General features: G+C 73.1%; 20 protein-coding genes. 8 read left to right on the top strand and 12 right to left on the bottom strand.

All coding sequences use genetic code 11. The annotated features are described in order from the left end of the window. Positions 1-55: 55 nt before the first annotated feature. Positions 56-1,063, top strand: coding sequence for a DMT family transporter (locus NITAL_RS14540; RefSeq protein ID WP_052666959.1), 1,008 nt, complete (start codon positions 56-58; stop codon positions 1,061-1,063). A gap of 15 nt (positions 1,064-1,078) precedes the next feature. Here NITAL_RS14540 and NITAL_RS14535 read toward each other — a convergent pair whose 3' ends face one another. Continuing rightward, positions 1,079-1,534, bottom strand: coding sequence for a hypothetical protein (locus NITAL_RS14535; RefSeq protein ID WP_052666958.1), 456 nt, complete (start codon positions 1,532-1,534; stop codon positions 1,079-1,081). A 167-nt stretch (positions 1,535-1,701) separates the two neighbouring features. On the opposite strand from NITAL_RS14535, the gene NITAL_RS14530 reads away from it, so the two are divergent. The 3 genes from NITAL_RS14530 to NITAL_RS14520 all read left to right on the top strand — a co-directional run bounded on the left by NITAL_RS14530 (position 1,702) and on the right by NITAL_RS14520 (position 4,058). After that, positions 1,702-2,721 carry a 5'-3' exonuclease gene (locus NITAL_RS14530; RefSeq protein ID WP_052666957.1) on the top strand — a complete coding sequence of 340 codons (1,020 nt, stop codon included), beginning with the start codon at positions 1,702-1,704 and terminating at the stop codon, positions 2,719-2,721. Continuing rightward, positions 2,721-3,230 carry a MarR family winged helix-turn-helix transcriptional regulator gene (locus NITAL_RS14525; protein ID WP_052666956.1) on the top strand — a complete coding sequence of 170 codons (510 nt, stop codon included), beginning with the start codon at positions 2,721-2,723 and terminating at the stop codon, positions 3,228-3,230. The genes NITAL_RS14530 and NITAL_RS14525 overlap by 1 nt, the downstream gene beginning before the upstream one ends. A gap of 195 nt (positions 3,231-3,425) precedes the next feature. After that, positions 3,426-4,058, top strand: a complete 633-nt coding sequence (locus NITAL_RS14520) for a peroxiredoxin (protein ID WP_052666955.1) — start codon at positions 3,426-3,428, stop codon at positions 4,056-4,058. Positions 4,059-4,121: 63 nt separating this feature from the next. On the opposite strand, the gene NITAL_RS14515 is transcribed toward NITAL_RS14520, so the two are convergent. Next, positions 4,122-4,751 (bottom strand): lytic transglycosylase domain-containing protein, encoded by a 630-nt coding sequence (locus NITAL_RS14515; RefSeq protein WP_052666954.1) that lies wholly within the window; start codon positions 4,749-4,751, stop codon positions 4,122-4,124. Between the two features lie 167 nt (positions 4,752-4,918). On the opposite strand from NITAL_RS14515, the gene NITAL_RS14510 reads away from it, so the two are divergent. Next, positions 4,919-5,815 (top strand): DNA-3-methyladenine glycosylase family protein, encoded by an 897-nt coding sequence (locus NITAL_RS14510; protein ID WP_052666953.1) that lies wholly within the window; start codon positions 4,919-4,921, stop codon positions 5,813-5,815. Positions 5,816-5,894: 79 nt separating this feature from the next. Beyond that, a complete protein-coding gene (locus tag NITAL_RS14505; RefSeq protein ID WP_052666952.1) occupies positions 5,895-6,761 on the top strand; it encodes a 2-oxo acid dehydrogenase subunit E2 in 867 nt (288 codons plus the stop codon). On the opposite strand, the gene NITAL_RS14500 is transcribed toward NITAL_RS14505, so the two are convergent. The 8 genes from NITAL_RS14500 to NITAL_RS14465 form a co-directional block, all read right to left on the bottom strand. Then, complete coding sequence (locus NITAL_RS14500; RefSeq protein WP_052666951.1) at positions 6,758-7,732, bottom strand: NAD(P)/FAD-dependent oxidoreductase; 975 nt, start codon at positions 7,730-7,732, stop codon at positions 6,758-6,760. The two genes, NITAL_RS14505 and NITAL_RS14500, sit on opposite strands and share 4 nt — an antisense overlap. A gap of 150 nt (positions 7,733-7,882) precedes the next feature. Beyond that, positions 7,883-9,541 carry a hypothetical protein gene (locus NITAL_RS14495; protein WP_052666950.1) on the bottom strand — a complete coding sequence of 553 codons (1,659 nt, stop codon included), beginning with the start codon at positions 9,539-9,541 and terminating at the stop codon, positions 7,883-7,885. A gap of 149 nt (positions 9,542-9,690) precedes the next feature. Next, positions 9,691-11,364 carry a D-alanyl-D-alanine carboxypeptidase/D-alanyl-D-alanine endopeptidase gene (gene dacB, locus NITAL_RS14490; protein WP_211262422.1) on the bottom strand — a complete coding sequence of 558 codons (1,674 nt, stop codon included), beginning with the start codon at positions 11,362-11,364 and terminating at the stop codon, positions 9,691-9,693. A gap of 59 nt (positions 11,365-11,423) precedes the next feature. After that, positions 11,424-12,560 (bottom strand): sigma-70 family RNA polymerase sigma factor, encoded by a 1,137-nt coding sequence (locus tag NITAL_RS14485; RefSeq protein ID WP_052666948.1) that lies wholly within the window; start codon positions 12,558-12,560, stop codon positions 11,424-11,426. Positions 12,561-12,864: 304 nt separating this feature from the next. Next, positions 12,865-13,755 carry a bile acid:sodium symporter family protein gene (locus NITAL_RS14480; RefSeq protein ID WP_083441592.1) on the bottom strand — a complete coding sequence of 297 codons (891 nt, stop codon included), beginning with the start codon at positions 13,753-13,755 and terminating at the stop codon, positions 12,865-12,867. Positions 13,756-13,791: 36 nt separating this feature from the next. After that, positions 13,792-15,132, bottom strand: coding sequence for a YibE/F family protein (locus NITAL_RS14475; RefSeq protein WP_052666947.1), 1,341 nt, complete (start codon positions 15,130-15,132; stop codon positions 13,792-13,794). Positions 15,133-15,187: 55 nt separating this feature from the next. Beyond that, the gene (locus NITAL_RS14470) at positions 15,188-16,348 is read right to left on the bottom strand and encodes a sigma-70 family RNA polymerase sigma factor (protein WP_157041846.1); all 1,161 of its coding nucleotides are present in this window, start codon (positions 16,346-16,348) and stop codon (positions 15,188-15,190) included. A gap of 248 nt (positions 16,349-16,596) precedes the next feature. Continuing rightward, the gene (locus NITAL_RS14465) at positions 16,597-16,971 is read right to left on the bottom strand and encodes a VOC family protein (protein ID WP_342674230.1); all 375 of its coding nucleotides are present in this window, start codon (positions 16,969-16,971) and stop codon (positions 16,597-16,599) included. A 153-nt stretch (positions 16,972-17,124) separates the two neighbouring features. Between NITAL_RS14465 and NITAL_RS14460 the strand changes: the two genes are divergently transcribed. Continuing rightward, the gene (locus NITAL_RS14460; RefSeq protein WP_052666946.1) at positions 17,125-17,574 is read left to right on the top strand and encodes a peroxiredoxin; all 450 of its coding nucleotides are present in this window, start codon (positions 17,125-17,127) and stop codon (positions 17,572-17,574) included. Here the strand turns inward: NITAL_RS14460 and NITAL_RS14455 are convergent. Next, positions 17,565-17,894 carry an MGMT family protein gene (locus NITAL_RS14455; RefSeq protein WP_083441591.1) on the bottom strand — a complete coding sequence of 110 codons (330 nt, stop codon included), beginning with the start codon at positions 17,892-17,894 and terminating at the stop codon, positions 17,565-17,567. The two genes, NITAL_RS14460 and NITAL_RS14455, sit on opposite strands and share 10 nt — an antisense overlap. A gap of 2 nt (positions 17,895-17,896) precedes the next feature. Between NITAL_RS14455 and NITAL_RS14450 the strand changes: the two genes are divergently transcribed. Then, positions 17,897-18,172, top strand: a complete 276-nt coding sequence (locus tag NITAL_RS14450; protein WP_052666944.1) for an Lrp/AsnC family transcriptional regulator — start codon at positions 17,897-17,899, stop codon at positions 18,170-18,172. Between the two features lie 10 nt (positions 18,173-18,182). Here NITAL_RS14450 and NITAL_RS14445 read toward each other — a convergent pair whose 3' ends face one another. After that, positions 18,183-20,357, bottom strand: coding sequence for an HD family phosphohydrolase (locus NITAL_RS14445; RefSeq protein ID WP_052666943.1), 2,175 nt, complete (start codon positions 20,355-20,357; stop codon positions 18,183-18,185). Positions 20,358-20,409 lie beyond the last annotated feature (52 nt).

The following is a 20,409-nucleotide window of genomic DNA, read 5'->3' as shown; positions in this document are numbered from 1 at the left end:
CCGGACCCCGGGGCCGCGCCCCTAGCCTGCCGGCTCACGATCCCACCGAGGTCCCGTGTCCGACCGCTCCCCCTCGCGCCTCGCGCTCGGCAGCGCGCTGCTGCTCGGCGCCCTGGCGGTGTCGTCGTCGGCGATCCTGTCACGCGTCGCGATGGGCGACACGCCGCAGGTGGCCACGGCCGTGGCCGGGATGGCCCCCGCGCTGGCGGTCGCGTTCTGGCGGTGCGGCCTCGGAGCGCTGGCCCTGGCACCGCTCGCGTGGCGTGCCCACCGTCGCACCCCCGTCCACCTCACGGCGGTGCGACGTCGCCAACTGCTCGGCTCGGGCGTCGCGCTCGGCCTGCACTTCGGCTTGTTCCAGGCGTCCCTCGCGCTGACCACCGTCGCGTCGGCGACCACCCTCGCGACGATGTCCCCGCTGTTCGTCGCCCTGGGTGCGTGGTGGTTCCTACGCGAGCCGACCGACCGCCGCACCGGCGTGGGGATGGCGGTCACCGTCGTCGGCGCGCTCACCATCGGTGCGGGGGACCTCGCGGCGGTCGACCTCGGGGTGCGGGCGCTGATCGGTGATGGCCTCGCCTTCGGCAGCGCCGTCGCAGTCAGTGGCTACCTGCTCGCCGGACGCGCCGCACGCCGGGACGTCCCCGCGACCGTCTACTCGTGCCTGGTGTACGCGGGCGCCGCGGCCGTGCTGCTGGTCGCCTGCCTGGCCGTCGGCGTCCCGCTGATCGGGTTCTCGGTCGGGACCTGGCTCGCCATCGCCCTCATCGTCGTCGGCCCGCAGCTGCTCGGCCACAGCGTCTTCAACGCGCTGCTCGAGCACGTCCCTGCCACGGTGATCTCGACGGTGGTGCTGTCCGAACCGATCGGCGCCGCGTTGCTCGCCTGGCTCCTGCTCGACGAGCTCCCGGCAGCCACCTTCGCCGTCGGCGCACCGCTCGTGCTCGCCGGGGTCGCCGTGGCGACGCTCCGCGCCCGGGTCGGACCCGCGGTCGCCGGCGATGCGCCAGTGGCGACCGATCCGTCCCCACGTGCTCGGGGGGCCGAGGAACCGGAGAGGTGACGCGAAGGGCCTGCCTCAGAGGAACAGCGGGAGCGTCGGACGTTCCTCGACCAGGCCGACGATCGCCCCGCACACGTGTCCGCCGACCGCAGCGGCGTCCAGGCGAGCCACGATGGTCGCCACGTCGAGGTCGGCGGACAGCTCGACGTCCCGTCCGAGGACCGTCATCGTCCCGCGCAGGCGCCGTGCCGCCTCGAGCCACCCCGCATCGAGGCCGCCACGTGGTGCCCGGAGCAAGGTGGTGTCCTGCTCGTCCACGAGCCGCAGCTCGCGCTGGTCGACGGTGAAGCCGACGCGAGCGCCACGCGGCAGGTCGACACCGGTGACGGCAGGGAGCCGCACGAGGCCCCGCTCCCCCACGGTGGTCATCAACCGGTCGCCCGCCTCGCCGACCGGCACCGCCGCCACGAGCAGCGGCAGGCCGCCGAGGGTGACCGTGCGGACCCCGACCCCGGCCCCGTGCGCGCTCACGCCGGGAACCCGGCGGACGCCCCGGTGATCAGGACCCGTGGGATGCGGCTCGGCACGTGCGATCCTCGGCAGGAGGGACGGTGGCGGTGGCTGCCGGTCACCTCGCACGGGATGCAGCGAGGCCCGGGTCGCCGGGACGAGGCTACCCAGCCGGTACGGTCCCCCCGGTGCCCGCCGGCACCGGGCCCCGCCTGACCATGGAGCGTCCCCGCGTGCCCACCGTCCTCGCCGTCGACGGCAACTCCCTCGGCCACCGCGCCTTCCACGCGACCCACCGCGACGCCCCGGTCGGGCCGTTCGTAACGGCGACGGTCGTGGGGATGCTCGCCACGGCGTGGTCCTACGGGCCCTACGACGCCATCGTCGTCGGCTTCGACCACGCGACCAACCACCGCAAGCTCGAGTTCCCCGAGTACAAGGGGCAGCGGCCACCCAACCACCCCGATCTCGACCGGCACCTGACCGACCTGCGCAGCCACCTCGCCGCGTGCGGGTTCCACGTGGTCGAGCGGGAGGGCGCGGAGGCCGACGACCTGCTCGCCGCGACGGCCGACGCCTGCGGCGAAGCCGGGTGGGCCTGCGACCTGCTCACCTCGGACCGGGACCTGACCGCGGTGGTCGGTCCAACGACCCGCCTGCTGCGGCCCCGGGCCTCCATGGCCGACCTCCTGGTCGAGGACGAGGCCGCGGTCCGCGCCCGCTACGGCGTCGAACCGTGGCAGTACGTCGACCTCGCCGCCCTGCGTGGCGACCCGTCGGACGGTCTGCGCGGGGCGCAGGGCATCGGCCCCAAGATCGCGGCCCGCCTGCTGCGCGACCACGGCAGCGTGCTCGGCATCTACGCCGCCCTCCACGACCTGCACCCGAAGGTCGAGGCCGCCCTGCGCGCCTCCCGTGCCGACGTCGAACGCAACCTCGTGCTCATGGCGCCGATCCCCCACCTCGCGGTCGACGTCGTCGGTGCCGTGGCCGCGGGCTGCGACCCCGACCGGGTCGTCGCCGGCTGCGCCGACCTCGGCATCCCCTGGGCCGGAGCACGGTTCCGGGGCGCCGTCACCGCGCCGCCACCCCCGCCGCTGCCACCACCGCCGGAGCACGAGCCCGACCTCGATGCGGTCCTGGCCACCGTCACCACGCGCGCGCGTCCGGTCCCGGTCGCCAGCGGCGAACAGGCGGCGCTGTTCTGATGGCGGGTTCCGACCACGTCGATCACCTGCTGGCGCAGTGGGCGCGCGAGCGTCCCGAGCTCGACACGTCGCGGCTGCGGATCGGCGCTCGCCTGGTCCGCCTCTCGCGCTACCTGGACCGCGCGAGCGGCGACCACCTCGCTCCCTGGGACCTGTCGGAGGGCGAGCACAACGTGCTCGCGGCGCTGCGTCGTTCCGGGCCGCCCTACCAGCTGACACCGACCGAGCTGTACCGCTCGCTCCTGGTCTCGTCCGGGGCGATGACCAACCGCCTGGACCGGCTCGAGGCAGCAGGCCTCCTGGTTCGCACCCCCGACCCCGACGACCGTCGCCGGACCCGGGTGGGCCTGACCGACCGTGGCCGCGAGGTCATCGACGCGGCCATCGACGCCCACGTCACGGCGCTCGACGAGATGTTCGCGAGCCTGTCGCCGGAGGACGTCGACGTGCTCGAAGGGCTGCTGCGCACGGTGCTGTGCGACCTCGAGGCCCGCGACCCCGACGCCTGAACGGTGCCGGGCGGTCAGCCTGGCCGCCGTGGGTTCGCACCGTTCGCACCCCGACGGCGGGACGGCGCCCGGACCGTGCCCGTACGGTCGCCGTACCGCGACGCGCCCCGGACGAGCTCCGGGCCCCACCTCTCCCGGTGGCGCGCACCCCGACCGGCCTGCCACGGCCGGCCAGACCCGAAGAGGAGCTGCTCCATGTCGATCCGTCTCGGCGACACCGCCCCCGACTTCACCGCGCCCACCACCGAGGGCGAGCTGAACTTCCACGACTGGAAGGGCGGCAGCTGGGCCGTCCTCTTCAGCCACCCGAAGGACTTCACGCCGGTCTGCACGACCGAGCTCGGCGCCGTCGCCAAGCTCAAGGACGAGTTCGACGCGCGGGACGTGAAGGTCATCGGTCTGTCGGTCAGCTCGCTCGGCGACCACGAGAAGTGGGCCGACGACATCGAACAGACCCAGGGCGCTGCGCTGAACTTCCCCGTGATCGCCGACCCGGATCGCAAGGTCGCCGACCTCTACGACATGGTCCACCCGCAGGCGGACGACACCGCGACCGTCCGCTCGGTGTTCGTCGTGGGCCCCGACAACAAGGTCAAGCTGACCCTCACCTACCCCGCCTCGACCGGTCGCAACTTCGACGAGCTGCTGCGGGTCATCGACTCGCTCCAGCTGACCGCCGAGCGTCAGCTCGCCACGCCGGTGAACTGGATCAAGGGCGACCGCGTCATCGTGGTGCCGGCGGTGTCCGACGAGGACGCTGCGGAGCGCTTCGGTGAGGTCGACGCCGTGCGTCCGTACCTGCGCTACGTCTCGGACCCGACCGTCTGACCTACGTCGCACGCTGCAGGTGAGCCCCGGCCGCGGCCGGGGCTCACCTGCGTACGCCGGACCTCAGCGGAAACGCTCACGCAGCGCCAGGACGTTGGCCACGTACCGCTCGGTGTCGTCGTACATCCCGTTGTGGGCCACCGAGCGCAGCCCCTGGTAGTAGCCGGCCAGGGTCAGCTCCGGGTCACCGTCGGTCAGCTCCCACAGGTGCTGGAGGAAGGCCACCCCGGCGGTCACGTTGTCGTGGACGTCCTCGAGGTCGAGGTCACGGCCCACCAGCTCGCGTGACACGAACCGGCCCGTCTCCGGCATGACCTGCATCACCCCGATCGCGCCGGCCGACGACACCGCTCGCGGGTTCCAACCCGACTCCTGCCACGCCACGGCCTTGACGAACGCGGGACTCCACCCCCGTTCACGGGCGACGCGGTCCAGGACCGCGCCGACGTCGGCCCTGGCGGTGGCAGCCGGGTCCGGCAGCGTCAGGCGGTCACCGGCGCGGATGCGGTCCGCGTCGGGCAGGTCGTTGGCGGCCACGATCGCGGACACGGTGGTCCCGTGGGCACGGGCGATCCCCGTGAGGGTGTCCCCCCGCGCGACCACGTAGTCCGCGGAGCCGGCAGCGACGAGGCCGAGGATGACGGCGGCGGGCAGCGCGGACCGGCGGACGCGGCGCAGTGGCTGGTGTGGCACGTGATGCTCCTGTCCGGAAGCAGCTACCACAGCACGAACGGTGACCGCATGCAGCTGTCCGACCGGCCGAGGCGTGGTTCGACACGCCGTGGGCCGACCGGAGGGGCGGCCGCCGTGCGATCCCGGCCGCGCCTGCCGGGTCGCACCCGACGGGTAGCGTCGCGCGGGTGCGGACGTTCACGGTGCCCCTCGAGATCGACCTGCGGCGGTCGCTGTCACCGCTGGTGTCCAGCGCGCAGGATCCCACCATCCGTCTGCGTCCCGAGGCGGTGATCCGCAGCTCCGTGACGCCAGCGGGGCCAGCGACCCTCCAGGTGACGCGATCGGGGCCACGCACGTTCCGCGCCGAAGCGTGGGGTCCGGGCGCCGGGTGGTCGTTGGACCACGCCCCCCGGCTCGTCGGTGGCGACGATGCCCTCGACGGCTTCCGGCCCGACCTGCACCCGTTCGTCGCCCGGGCGCACCACCACCGTCCGGGGCTGCGGATCGTCCGGACCGGCACCGTGTGGGACCTGCTCGTGCCGACCATCCTGGCCCAGCGGGTCACCGGCGGCGAGGCTGCCCGGGCGTGGACCCGACTGGTACGCCGCTACGGCGATGTCGCCCCCGGCCCGGGGGAGCTCCGGCTCGCGCCCACCCCGGAGGTCTGCGCCGGCCTCCCGGACCACGTCTGGCACCGGATGGGCGTCGAACGATCTCGCGCCGCTGCCGTACGCAGCGCCGCCCGGCACGCTGCGAAGCTGGAGCGCGCGCTCGCCCTGCCGCGTCCCGATCGCCTGCGGGCGCTGTGCCGTGTGCCCGGCATCGGACCGTGGACCGCCGAGCTGGTGCTGCGCAGCGCGGCCGGTGACGCGGACGCCGTCGAGATCGGCGACTTCCACGTCAAGAACCAGATCGCGTGGAACCTCGCCGACGAGCCCCGCGGCACCGACGAGCGCATGCTCGAGCTGCTGACCCCGTTCGCCGGGCACCGCGGCCGGGTCGTTCGTCTGGTGGGGACGGCCGGCCGCCGGCCGCCCGCCTTCGGCCACCGCCTGCGCGTGATCCCCGTCGACCACCTCTGAGGCTCATCGCCCCCCGGCCGAGCGAGCCGGTTAGGTTCGCCCGCCGGGATGGGGCGGCGGGGCGGCTCGGGAGGTCGGCGTGGGACGGCAGCACAACTCGGTCCGCCGCAAGCTCGCGATCGCCACGTGGCGGCCGCCGCGGGAAGCCAACATCTACGGCAAGCTCGAGCTGGACGCGACCGAGGCGCTCGCCTACCTCCAACAGGTCCGGGAGCGGTCCGGCGAGCGGGTGACGATGACCCACCTGGTCGCCCGGGCGACGGCCGCAGCCCTGGCCGAGGAACCGACGCTCAACGGCCGAATCCGGTTCGGCCGGTACCTGCCCAACGACCGCGTGTCGATCGCCTTCCTGGTGACCATGCCCGACGGTTCGGACCTGGCACGCGCCCGGGTGGACGACGTCGATCGCAAGGACCTGGCGACCATCGCCGCCGAGCTGCGCAGCCGATCGCGACGGCTGCGGGACGGCGCTGACACCGACTGGGAGGCGAGCAAGCGCATCGTGCGGGTCCTGCCCACGTGGCTGCTGCGCCCCCTGGTGTGGACCACGGGGTGGTTGACCGCGTCGCTCGGCATCGACGCGAAGCCCCTCGGTCTCGAACGTCAACCGTTCGGGTCGGCCATCGTCACCAGCGTCGGCATGCTCGGCCTCGACGAGGCGTGGGTGCCGCCGACCCCGTTCGCCCGCGTACCCCTGTACGTGCTGATCGGTGCGGTCCGCGAGCGGCCCACCACCGTCGAGGGCCAGGTCGTCTCCCGCCCGATGCTGACGGTGACGGCGACGATCGACCACCGCTTCATCGACGGCTTCCAGGCGGCGACCCTCGCCCGGGCGTTCCGCCGCGTGTTCGACGACCCCTGGAGCCTCGACCGGGCGGGCGGTGCACCGAGCGTGCGCGCCAGCGGCGGTGCGCAGGATCCGCCGCTGGCCCCGCCCTCGGCCTAGCCCGAGCTGTGGCCGGGGAAGACGCGGGCGTCCGGGTCGATGTAGACGGCGGCGTTGTTGACGGCGGTCGCGGCTTCGCCGAACCCGACGGCGATCAGGCGGACCTTGCCCTCGTACTCGGTGATGTCACCGGCGGCGAAGACGCCCGGGATGGAGGTCTCCATCCGGGTGTCGACCAGCACGTGCCGCCGGTCGATGGCGATGTCCCAGGACTTGAGCGGACCGAGGTCGGACTTGAACCCGAGCGCGGCGACCACGGCCTGGACCTTCAGCGTCTCGCGCTCGTCGGTGCGGTTGTCGAAGACCTCGACCGTCTCGACCCCGTCGTGACCGTGGATGCGGGCGACCTCGGTGAAGGTCATGACGCGCACGCTCGAGGCCATCAGCTTGGTCACCGAGTCCTCGTGGGCTCGGAACCGGTCACGGCGGTGGATCAGGGTGATGGAGCGGGCGATGCCCTCGAGGTTGAGCGCCCAGTCGCAGGCCGAGTCACCACCCCCCACGATCAGCACGTCCTTGTCGCGCATGACCTCCAGCTCGCGGACGAAGTAGACCAGGCCCTTGCCCTCGAAGTCGTCGGCGTCGGGCAACGGCCGGGGGGTGAAGGTGCCGATCCCACCGGTGATGACCACCGCCTTGGTCGCGACCTCGGCGCCCTTGTGGGTGCCGATGACGAACGAGCCGTCCTCCTGCTTGTCGAGGGTCTCGGCCCGGTGTCCGAGCAGGTAGGTCGGGTCGTAGGGCGCGGCCTGCGCGACGCACCGCTCGATCAGGTCCTGGCCCTTGACCGCGGGGAACCCGGCCACATCGAAGATCAGCTTCTCGGGGTAGAGCGCCGCGACCTGACCGCCCGGCTCGGGCAGCGAGTCCAGGATGGCGACCTTCAGACCGCGGAACCCGGCGTAGTAGGCGCCGTAGAGCCCAGCGGGCCCAGCCCCGATGATGGTCAGATCGGCCTCGTACCGCGCCATGCACTCGCTCCTGTTCGGGTGGTCGCTCGCGCACCGCGACCCGGCGCGCGCACCGTAGGCGTCGGGACGGCCCGCACCCGAACCGGGGCCGGCGGGCACCAGGACGCCCCGCGCGCGAACCGCACACGGGGCGTCCTGGTGGTGCGTGGCTCAGTCGCGACGCCGCAGGGCCGCCGCCGCGCCCAGGGCCGCGAGGCCGAGCAACGCCGCTCCCCCGCCGGTCACCGGCAGCGGAGCCGGGGCAGGTGTCGGCGTCACCGGGTCCGGTCCGGGGGGCACGACCGGGGGCGGCGTGACCGGGTCCGTGGTGTCGATGACCCCGAGGCCGACGCCAGCCATGGCCGGTGCGACGTCGACGGCCAGCAGCGGCCCGTCGGCGGCGTCCGCGAGCGCCCCGAGCACCTCGACCGAAGCCGTGCCCGAGGTCGCCAGGGTGCCGGCGAGCTCGCCGATCTCGGCGTCCTCGACCGACCCGGGCAGCAGCTCGATCGCCACGATGTCGGCCAGTGGCGAGTCGCGCAGCGCCGCGAGGAGCGTGCTGTCGAGCGTGGCGGCCAGCTCGTTGATGGCATCGTCGAGGCCGGCGAGGATCGGCAGCTCGAACAGGGTCCCCCCGAGCTCGACCAGCGACGGCGAGGACTCGCCGTCGGTCTCGCCCGTGCTGAGGTCACCCTCGGCGAACGCCTCCCCGGGTGCGATCCCGATCGCCAGCAGCGGCCCCTCGAGCAGCGCACCGAGGGATCCGCTGGTCAGCAGGTCGGCCAGGATGGGTCCGAGCTCGGGGATGTCCTCGACGATGGCGGCGACCGGCTCGAGCAGCTCGCCGATCGCTTCCACGACCGGTCCGAGGACATCGGCCAGCAGGTCCGCGATGAGCTCGTCCAGCAGGGGGATGTCCACGACGATGGCGATGGCACCGCCGTCGGCGGGCCCGGCGTCGGCGAGGACGTCGTCGCCGTCACGGACGGCGTCGCTGGCGGTCTCGATGAGGGTGATGCTGAGCACACCTTCGGCGCCCGCGAGCGCGTCGAGGATGTCGCCGTCGGTGATCGAACCGATCAGGTCACCGTCGACCAGGAGTTCCGCGAGGTCGAGGAGGACATCGCAGGCGGTGGGCAGCTCGGCATCGAGCGTCTCGAGGATGCCGCCGAGGGGTGCCAGGATGTCTGCGATCTCGTCCGGCGAGGCGTCCGCGAGCGCGGCGATGAGGTCATCGAGGAGCACGGAGCCAAGGGCGGTGAGGGCATCCACACACTCGGCACGGACGTCCTCGAACGCCACCAGGAGCTCGGCCAGCAGCTCCTCCTCGACGGCCGCGAGCAGCTCGTCGAGCGGCAGCGTCGCGATGAGGTCGAGGACCGCGTCCAGATCCTCGGCGTCGAGGTCCAACAGGTTCAACTGACCGACCCCTGCCGTGGCAGCGGCAGCTGGCACACCGCCCTCGGCGTACGCGTCACCGCACGCCACTCGGGCGCCGAGGACGGCATCGAGGGGCGGGGGGACGGCCGCGAGGCAGCGGTCGGCGTCGTCCTCCGGGTCGAACACCGCGTCACCGTCGGAGGCCGCTTCGCGGTCACCGATGGGTGTGCCCGCGACGGCGGCGGGGATGGCGATGGCCAGCGCCTCACCCGGCACGACCGCGGCGTAGGTCCCGGCGGCCTCCAGCACCTCGTTGCCGGCGAGCGACACGGTGACACCGGCGCTCGAGCTCTCAGCGGCGAAGATCTCGGTCGCAGCGCCCGCTGGAACAGCGGTCAAGAGCAGCGCAGCTACGGCGAGACCTGCGGTCAGGGTGCGGGTACGTGACACGCGGCAGACTCCCGGTCGTTCCATCCCTGCCCGCGGGTGCGGGCGACGGCGCAGGAGCGCGTCAGCCCCCCGGCGCGCGCAGACGCTACGCCTTCACGCTCCGTGGTCAACGCGCCGCGGGAGGTGATGTTGAAGATGGCCCCGGAGAACTAGTTCGCGCAGCGGACGGCGGAAGGTGGCCGCCCCAGGGGGCCGTCGTCCGCGCCGGCCGGGACCACCTGGCAGCCATCGAGGTCGGCGACGAGCGCGAGGGTGACCTCGTCGACGACCGCACGGGTCACCCCGGCGGCCGTGTCCGTCGCGTTGCCGATGATGGTCAGGTGATAGCGCCGCTCCCCCGGTGGCGCGGGTCCGGCCGCGTCAGCGTCCCGGCCGATGATCTGCCCGCTGAAGGCGGAGACGTCCCGCAGGGTGCCGGTCTTGCCCAGGAGGCGGCCCTCGGCGGGGGTGCCGACGAAGCGACGCTGGAGCGTCCCGGATCGGCCGGCGACCGCCTGGAGGGACCGCCAGGTCCCGCCGAACCGGGGATCGCCGGTGACCCGCCGATCGAGCTCGGTCAGGGCCCGCGCCGTCAACCGATCGTCGCGCGACAGCCCCGACCCGTCGGCGAACACCACCCCGTCGGTGGACACCTCGAAGCGCGTCAGGACCTGGCCGAACGCGCGGTCGGCGGCCGTCCAGCTGCCCTCGCCCGTCCGAGCACGAGCAACGGTGAGCGCCAGTGCGTCCGCGAGGTGGTTGTCGCTGCGCTGCACGGTGAAGCGCAGGATCTCGTCCATCGGCGGCGAGGCGACCACCGCGAGCCGGGCCACCACCGGCGACTCGGGCGGGGCCACGGTCGGCACCCCGTCCACGACCACACCACGCTCCACGAGCAGGCGCGTCAGCTCGGCAGCGGTGTGCAGCACCGGGTCCTCGGCGAGGGAGACGCGCACGATGGGTGGCAGATCGGTGTCGAGCGCGGCGAGCTGGTCGAGGATGCTGACGGGTCGCTCGTCCAGGTCGTCGTCGTCCTCGACGGTCCGGGGCTCGGCGTCCGTGCCTGCCCCCGAGCCGGCATCGACACCACCGTCCGCCTCGTCCCCCTCGTCCTCCTCGTCGGGGAGGTCGGGCAGCGCGATGATCGTCCGCAGCCCCCCGTCGACGGTGAGTCCGGCCCCGTAGCGACCGTCGAGGCTGCTGAGGTAGTTGTCGCGCCACCCGGTCGGCAGCGATGCGGCGGCGAACGCCGGCGCGGTCCCCCGAACGTCGCCGGTGACGTGGCGGAGCCCCGCAGCCACCAGCTGGTCCGCCAACGACGACAGCGGCGTCCGCGGCCGCGCCGGGTAGATGTAGCGGGCGTACTCGTCGGTGACGAGCGTCGGGTCGCCCGAGCCGATGACGATCAGGTCGCCGTCGAGGCGTCCGGTGCCGTCGATGCCGTCGGTCGCATCCACGACGGTCGGCAGGCGGGCGTCGGGTCCGAGGGTGGTGAGCGCTGCCGCGGCGGTGACCTGCTTGGCGGTGGACGCGGGCATGAGCGGCCGGTCCGGCTCGTGGCTGACGACCTCGCGGCCGAACTCGTCGAGGACGAGCACGCCGAGCTCGAGGCGGGGGGCGGCGGCGACCGCGGCAGCGACGACGGCGTCGAGCGATGCCTCGAGCGCCGGCCGCGAGGCGGGTGGGGGTGGCGGCTCCGGCTCCGGCTCCGGCTCCGGCTCCGGATCCGGATCCGGCTCCGGTGACCGGGGTTCGGGCGCAGGGGAGGCCGCGATGGACTCGTCCGCCGCCACGGGCGACGACCCGTCGGAACCCGGGTCGCCCGTGCACCCGAGCAGCAGCACGAGCCCGACGACCAGCCCGCGCCTCAGGCGGTCAGCTCCAGGTGGCGGCACCGTGCCCGTCAGCTCGGCGCATCGACGCTGTCGAGCAGACCTCGGAGCTGGAACCCGCGCGAGGGGTGACGCAGCTTGGTGAGGGTCTTCTTCTCGATCTGCCGTATGCGCTCGCGGGTCAGCCCGAACTGGGCACCGATGTCCTCGAGGGTGTGCTCCTCGCCGTCCATCAGCCCGTAGCGCAGCATCAGGACGGTGCGCTCGCGGTCGGTGAGGGCGGCGAGGGCTCGCTCGACCTCACGCTTGGCCAGCACGGCCGTCGCGGAGGACTCGGGGTCGATCGCGTCCTCGTCGGCGACGAGTTCGCCCATGGTGGCGTCGCCGTCCTCGCCGATCGGCTTGTCGAGCGAGGCGACGTCCTGGGCGGCGAGCTTGACCTCGCGCAGGCGCTCGACCGGCAGACCGAGCTCCGCGGCGATCTCGTGCTCGGTGGGTTCGCGGCCGAGCTGCTGGAGCAGCGCGAACTCCGCGTACCGGACCTTGCCCATCAGCTCGTGGACGTGGACGGGCAGGCGCACGGTGCGGCCGGTGTTGGCCAGGCCACGCTGGAGCGCCTGGCGGATCCACCAGGTCGCGTAGGTCGAGAACTTGTAGCCCTTGGTGTGGTCGAACTTCTCGACCCCTCGGATGAGCCCGAGGTTGCCCTCCTGGATCAGCGAGAGCAGGTCCACCCCGCGTCCGCGGAACTTGCGGGCCACCGAGACCACGAGGCGCAGGTTGGCGCGGATCATGTGGTCCTTGGAGCGTTCCCCACCCCGACCGACCATCCGCAGCTGCACCTTGCGCCGAGGCGTGAGCTTGACCCCCGACGCCAGGATGGCGTCGGCCGCGAGGCCCGCCTGGTACCGCTTGGCGAGGTCGACCTCCTGCTCGGGAGTGAGCAGGTCGGTGCGCCCGATCTCGTTGAGGTACTGGCGCACCGAGTCCGACGAGGCCGACAGCGGCTGGGCCTCGGGACGGTCGGCGTCCTCGACGAGGTCGTCGAGGACCTGCATGCCGAGGTCGCGCGCAGCCTGCGCGGTGTCCTCGACCCAGTTGTCGGGATGCGTCAGCGGGTCGTAGAGGTCCTGCAGTTCGCTCAGCAGGACGTACCCGCGCGAGGCACCGCGCTCGAACAGCTCGGAGGTGGGGGTGACGTCGGTCAAGGGGGCTTCCGTCTCGTCCCGGGTGGGCTCGTGGTGTCGGCCCGGCGCGCGCAGGTGACCGCGTGGGGGTGGGCGCGTCGCGGGAGCGCGACGCGGCGTCCGGTCCCCCGTGGCGGGTCCCGCGGCCGGGCCGCCACGAGCGTGTCTCATGGTGCTCGGGGCGGTGCTCGGTCGGTGCAAGGTGTCCCGGAGCCGCCTGGGCGGCCCCGCGCGGGACCTGCAGAGGATACGGGGAGTTGGCGGAGGTGTCATCGCGATGGCCGACGCGGGCCCGATCGGGTCCCGTCCGGGTGCGCTCCGCACATCACCGGGGGTGGTCGGGAACCTCCATGAGAGCGACACGACGGCCGTAGAGCACCACGAGGACCGCCGAGACGTACATCAGCAGGCCGTAGACCGCGGACGGAGCCGCGTACAGCGGATCGAGGGGGCGCAACAGGCCGGCCACGAGGATCCCCAGCGTGGCGTTCTTGACGCCGAGCTCGACCGCGATGGTGATCCGGTCGCGCTTGGGGAGGCCGGCGACCCAGCCGATGAGCCCGCCGATCACCAGCCCGGCGACGTTGAGCAGGATCACGGCGGGGCCGGCCTGGCGCAGGAAGCTCGGCACCTCGTCGCCGACCTCGATCGCGATACCGACGATCAGGACGACCAGGACGACGGCGCCGAACAGCGACACGCCCCGCTCGGCGCGGGCAGCCAGCTGCGGCGAGCGGGCACGCACCCACATCCCGAGCAGCACGGGGACGAGCACGATCACCACCAGCTGCGCGACGGTCTGCAGGACCGGCAGCGAGACCGCCCGCTGGCCGTCGCCGAACCGCTCGAGCGCGAACCTGACCACGATCGGGATGGTCACGACCGTCGCGAGGGACGCCACCACCGTCAGCACGATCGACAGCGCCACGTTGGCGCGACCGAGGAAGGCGATCAGGTTGGAGGTGGTCCCGCCCGGGACGGTGGCGGCGATGACCACGCCCACCGCGATCACCCCCTGGAGCCCGAGCAGCCACACGATGCCGATCCCCACCAGCGGCATCACCAGCAGCTGACCGATCGCGCCGACCACCATGCCGCGCGGTGCGGCGGCCTCGCGGCGGAAGTCGCCGGTGGTGAGCGTGAGCCCGATGCCCGTCATGATGACGAACAGGGCGACCGGCAGGCCGATCCCCACGAGCAGGCTGTCGCCGTCCACGTACGCACCCTCCCGAGCGATGACCGGCGGCGGACCCTACCCGCGCGGCCCCTCGGGCCCCCGGTCGAGATCGTCGTCATCGGTGCGGTCCGGATCCACCCCGTGCTCGCGCAGGTACCGCGACCAGGCGCGCGCGGCGCGGGCGTCGTCGTCGAGGTCGGCCTCCTCGAGGTCGGCCTCCTCAGGGTGGTGGCTCGGCACGTCGTCGGGGCCGTGGGCGTGGACGTGGACCGGTACGACGGGGGCATCCTCGGCCCGGCGCACGGCCACGGCGGCCGCGAGCGCGGTGGTCAGTGGCACGGCGACGATCAGGCCGAGCGAGCCGACGACGGTCTTGACGATCTCGACGGCGAGGACCTCGGAGTTGACGATCTCGCCCGTGCCGAGCCCGCCGGTCGAGAACACCACCAGGAGCGGGAGCGACGCACCGGCGTAGGCGAGGAAGAGGGTGTTGACCACGGACGCGATGTGGTCGCGCCCCACCTTCATCGCCCGCGCGAACAGGGCGGTGAACGGCAGCGTGCGGTCGGTGTCGTGGAGGGCGAACACCGTCGAGGCCTGGGACACGGTCACGTCGTCGAGCACACCGAGGGAAGCGATGATCAGACCGGCGAGCACCAGCCCCTGCAGGTCGAGGTCGAACACCTGCTGGCGGGCGAAGACGGCATCCTCCGACGCGAAGCCGGTGATGGACGCCGCATCGATGAACACCAGCCCGAGGACGACGGTGAGGGTCAGCGCACCTGCCGTGCCGACGATGGCCGCCGTGGTCATCTCGTTGACGCCGTGCGCGAGGTAGAGGGTCACCACCATGACCGCCAGCGCTCCGACGAGCGCGACCAGCGGTGGGTGCGATCCGGCGAGGATGGCCGGCACGATGAACCGCACCACCAGGACCAGGGACAGCGTCAGCCCGATCAGGGACCGCAAGCCGTGCCAGCGACCGATCATCAGCACGGCCGCGACGAACATCCCGATGAGCACGGCCAGGGTGGGCAACCGCGGGAAGTCGGTGATGAAGTAGTCGACGGTGCCGTCAGGAGCCCTCGACCGGGCGAGCTCCACCCCGTCCCCCGGTCCGAAGTCCGGGTAGCCGGACAGGTCGACGGTCAGCTGCACGACCCGCCCCTCGTCCGGCCCCTCGAGCACCTCCACGTCGACGGTCGCCAGCTGCCCGCCGCCGAACATCGGGTCGTCCGACACCCCGGAGATCTCGACCGCGAGGATGCGGCCCGACACCAGCGGTTCGGGCGGCTCCGCGCGGTCGGGCAACGCCGACGCGGAGGGCCACAGCAGCACGAGCCCGACGACCGTCACAGCCATGATGACCGCGACCACCGCGAGCAGCCGGCGGTGCGTGCGGGTGGTGAGGTCCACAGCGAGACTCCCCGGTCGGGTGGGGACCGGGGAGCCTACGCAGCGACGAGCGGTCTCAGGCTGCTCGGTCGAGCACGTCGAGCAGACCCGACAGGTTGTGGGCCCGCGACGGGTGACGGAGCTTGGCCAGCGCCCGGTTCTGCATCTGGCGGATGCGCTCGCGGGTGAGGCCGAAGTGGGCGCCGATCTCCTCGAGCGTCTGTGGCTCCTCGCCACCGAGCCCGAAACGGAGCACCAGGATGATGCGCTCGCGGTCGTCGAGGGCGTCGAGGGCTGCCTCGATCTGCGACATCGCGTCACCCTCGAGGGCCGTGTCGGCCGGGTCGACCACGCCGTGGTCGGCGATCAGGTCGCCCATGGTGGCGTCGCCGTCCTCACCGATCGGCCGGTCGAGGCTGACCAGCTCCTGCATCGCCTCGCGGACCTCACGGACACGGGTGGCGGTCAGGCCCACCTCCGCCGCGATCTCCTCCTCGGTGGGATCGCCGCCCTTCTGCTGGCGCAGGCGCAGCTCGGCCGAGCGCAGCTTGCCGTACAGCTCCCAGACGTGAGCCGGCACGCGGATGGTGCGGCCCTTGCTGGCCACGCCGCGCTGGAGGGCCTGACGGATCCACCACACCGCGTAGGTCGAGAACTTGTAGCCCTTGGTGTGGTCGAACTTCTCGACCGCACGGAGCAACCCGAGGTTGCCCTCCTGGATGAGCTCGATGAAGTCGAGGTCACGACCCGAGAACTTGCGGGCCTGCGGCACGACCAGACGCAGGTTGGCCTGGACCATGCGCTCCTTGGCCTTGGCGCCGTCCCGGCTGACGGTGCGCAGGCGCGCCTTGCGGGCGCGGGCCAGCGGCCCGGCCTTCTCCCTGAGCATCTCGTCGGCGGCGAGACCGGCCTGGTAGCGCTTGGCCAGGTCCGCCTCGTCCTCCTTGGTCAGGAGGGCGTGGCGGCCGGCGTCGTTGAGGTACTGGCGCACGAGGTCGGTGGTGAGGGCCGCGGTGGGGTCGGCGAGCGCCTCGGGAGCGTCGTCGGCGACGTCGTCGATGACCTGCACCCCGGCGTCCCGGGCCGAGGTGATGGCGTCGTCGATCCAGGTCTGGCCGTGCAACTCGGGGACGTACAGCTCCTGGAGCTCGGAGAGCAGCACGAAGCCGCGCTCTGCCGAGCGCTCCAGCAGCTCCTCGACCGCGATCTCGGCGGTCGGCAGCTCGACGGGGTTCACGTGGCCTCCTGGCGGGGTGGGAGCGGAATCACCCTCGCACGGCTGGTTCGGAGCCGCCGAGGGTGTGGTGCCCACCGTCGGACAGTGGGAGCGCGTCCGGGCTGTACGGTGGTGGTCGTCAGGACGGGTCGCGACGCCGCCTGACGGGCACAGCGGGTTCAACGCCCCCCGTCGGCCGACGCATCCCCCGTCGGCGCCGAACGCGCGCAGGGCGCATAGTTCACGTGCATCCGGGCACCCGGCCGGGGTCAGCTGGCGACCAGTTCGACCTTCAGCCCGTCGGGATCCTCGCAGAACGCCGCGAAGTGGTCCTCGCCACCAGCGTACGGGTGACGGTCGGCGTACAGCAAGCGGCCGCCGCGCTCCGAGAGCTCAGCGCTCAACCGTTCGACGTCGGCGCGGCTGCCCGCGTGGAAGGCGACGTGGTTGACCCCGACGTCGCGGCGATCGAGCTCACGGGCGCCCTCGGGCGCCTCGACGAGCGCCAGGTAGGTGTCCCCCGAGCGGTACGAGCAGCCCTCGTCCCACTCCTGGTGCGGTTCGTAGCCGAGCTCACCGAGGAGCCACCCCCAGAACCGGTAGGCCCGCTCGAGGTCGCCCACGTACAGTTCGAGGTGGTGCAGCACGCCTCGTTCGGCCACCGAAGTGCTCCCGCATCGTCCGCCTCCCCGGACCCTACCCGGGAGGCGGAGGTCGCCAACCGACGCGCCCGGTGCGGGCAACCCCCGTCACGTGCGCCCGCGTACCGTGCCCGCCCTCCGACACGAGGCCCCACCGTGCCCAGCCCTGGCCAGCGACTGCCCGACCTCGACGTGACCCTCCACACCGGCGAGGTCACCACCCTCGGCAAGCTCGCCGCGGACGGACCGCTGGTGGTCTTCTTCTACCCCAAGGCCTTCACCGGCGGCTGCACCGCCGAGGCGTGTCACTTCCGCGACCTCGCTGCCGAGTTCGCCGCGGTCGGGGCCAACCGGGTCGGGGTCAGCCGCGATGACGTCGCCACCCAGGCGCGCTTCGCCGAGAGCCACGGGTTCGACTACCCGCTGCTCGCCGACCCCGCCGGTGCGGTGGCCAAGGCGTTCGGTGCCAAGCGGCCGGGCCCCCTGTGGAGCAAGCGCCAGACGTTCGTGGTCGACACCGACCTGACGCTGCTCGGTGCGATCAACAGCGAGACCGACATGGAGAGGCACGCCGACGAGGCGCTCGAGCTGCTCCGTCAGCGCTGACCGCCGGCGGCGCGGCGCGGGGACACCCGCCCGCGGGCCCGATCGACCGCCACGCCCTCGCGTTCGAGCCGGTCGGCGTGCTCGGACTCGAGCCCGGGGACCAGCCGCCCCGAGGCGGTGACCACCCGCCACCACGGCAGCGTGCCGCCCGAGCCGCGCAGCACCCGCCCGACGGCCCGCGCCGCGCCGGGGTGGCCCGCCTCGGCCGCCACCTCGCCGTAGGTGACGACCTCACCGGGGCAGGTGGCGGCGATGACGGCGGCCACCCGGGCCGCGAAGGGGTCGTCGCTAGGCTCGTGAACCCGCCCCGAGGAGGTCACCGGTGATCACCGCCTTCGTGCTGCTCGACGTGGACGTCGCCCGCGTCGGCGAGGTCGCCGGTCTGCTCACCGAGGTGCCGGGCGTCCGCGAGGTGTACTCGGTCACCGGACGCTACGACCTCATCGCGAAGGTCGTGGTCGCCCACAACGAGGACCTCGCCGACGTCGTGACCGGGCGGATCGGCGCCATCGCGGGCATCGAGACCTCCGAGACCGTCATCGCGTTCCGCAGCTACTCGCCGCGGCTGCTCGACGAGGGCTTCGCGCTCGGCGAGTGACCGGCGCAGATCACCGCTGGGCCTGCTTCGGCCGCTCCGCCTCGCTCGCGCCCTCCTCGCCGGCGGGCTTGGCCGGGTAGGCGATCCGCGGGTGGTAGATGCCCACCAGCGACTCGACGATGGTGTCGCGCGCGGCCCGCAGCTCGCGGAAGGTCAGGTCGCAGTCGTCGAACTGTCCGTCGTCGACGCGCTCCTCGAGGAGCCGGTCGACGGTGTCCTCGATCTCGTCGCGCGGCAACGTGCCGCGCGACATGGCCATGGCCCGCGTGGTCGCCTCGCAGCAGTCGGCCAGCAGCAGGATCGCGGCCTCCTTGGACCGGGGCTTGTGGCCGTGGTAGCGGAAGTGGCCCTCGTCCACCTCGTCGGCGTCTCCACCCGCCGCGATCGCGGCCTTGACCGCCTTGTCGTAGAAGTAGCCCACGAGCATGGTGCCGTGGTGCGAGCCGATGCAGGCGACCACCTCGGGCGGCAGCCGGTACTCGGTCGCCATCTCGACCCCGTCCTTGACGTGGTTCTGGATGATGACGGCGCTGACCTCCGGCTCGAGGTCGTCGTGGGGGTTGGCGATGCCCTGCTGGTTCTCGATGAAGAAGTGCGGCTGACGCACCTTGCCGATGTCGTGGTAGAGGGCGGCCACGGTCCCGAGCAGCGGGTCGGCGCCCACCTCGCGACAGGCACGCTCGGTCAGCGAGGCGACCATCACCGAGTGGTTGTAGGACCCGAGCGCCTTGGTCTCGAGCTCGCGCAGCAGCGGGTGGTTGCGGTCCGACAGGTCGAGCAGTGCGGTCACCGTGGGCAGGCGGAAGAGGTTCTCCAGGAACGGCATCGCGCCCTGGACCACGAGCGCCGTCGCGAGACCACCGAGCGCGCCGGCGCCGAGCGCCACGAGGAGGTCGTCGTTGGGGCCGAACACCGCGACGGTCCCGACCGCGAGCAGCGGGTAGGCGACCGCCGCCCGGAGGGTGGCCGACCGCAGGTCGGACCGGGCTGCGATGCGCGTGGTGAGGGGGACGCTGACCAGCACGGTGGCCGCCGCGAACAGCGCCAACGCCCCGCGGGTCGGCGAGGCGAGCAGCACCAGGACCGCCGCCGGCAGCATCGTGGCGATACCGACCACCGGGTGGATCAGCAGCGCCACCAGCATCGCGTACGCGCCCGCGGGCACCACGTACGCGATGCCCGGTGAGGTCAGATCGGTGACCACGCTGGTCCCGACGACCAACGCCGCGAACGCCGACGTCAACACCCCGAGCAGGATGAGCTTCTTGCCGCTGACCCAGACCCGCGGCTGCATCCGCTGCAGGTAGACGGCGGCGACGGCGATCAGCAGCAGCGACGCGATGCCGCTGCGCCCGAGGGCGCGCAGCGGCGAGGAACCGAGCTGGCCGAGGCGCTCGATGGCCCGGAACTCGAGCGACTCGACGACCTGGTTCTGCCGCACGATCGCCTCGCCCGCGTTCCACACCCGGGCGACCTCGCCGACCTCCTCGGCGGCCCGTTGCCGGGCCTCGCGGGTGGCTTCGGCGTCGGTCACCAGGGTCGGGCGCATCACCGCACGCGCGAGCGGGGCCGCGACCTCCCGACCGGTGTCGCCGGGGAACGCCCGCACCGCGGTCTCCTCCTCGACCGCAGCATCGACGACCGGGTCGAGGTCCTCGGCGGTCACCCGCTCGCGGGCGAGGTTGGTGACGAGGCCCAGCGTCTCGCGCTCGACGGCGTCGAGATCGTCATCGGAGACGGCGACCAGCGCTTCGGCCACCTCCTCACCGAGGCTCGGGACCGCAGCGAGCACGGCGTCGATCTGCTCGCTGCGCGACGGGGTCCGCGCGAGGGAAGCCCCGTCCTCGTCGGCCTCGACCTCGATCTGCACCGGCTCGCGGGCGCTGCGGGCCGCGCTGAACGCCGCCCGGGCGTCCTGGACGATCGCGGTCTGCGCGTCACGATCGGGGGTGGTGATCGGGGCGACCCCCTCGGCCGCTTGGGCACGGAGCGTCTCGGTCTGCTCGCGATCCTCGATCCGGACCTGTTCGTTGGCGATGACGGTCCTCGGAGCCGGCTGCCCCTCGACGATGGGCTGCTCGTCGGCGACCGAACCGATGCCGATCAGCAGCGGTACGAGCACGGCAACCATGGCCGCGGCGAGCAACCGCTGCAGCAGCAGTCGCCTCGTGGCGGTCTCGGACACCTCGCACCTCTCGTGAGCGGGTCCCACAGCTGCTCGGCGTGCGCTCGGCCTG

This window comes from Nitriliruptor alkaliphilus DSM 45188, from assembly GCF_000969705.1.
In the GTDB taxonomy this organism is placed as follows: Bacteria; Actinomycetota; Nitriliruptoria; order Nitriliruptorales; family Nitriliruptoraceae; genus Nitriliruptor; species Nitriliruptor alkaliphilus.
The sequence above is the reverse complement of the archived record's forward strand: the minus strand, read 5'-3'. Positions and strand labels throughout refer to the sequence as shown.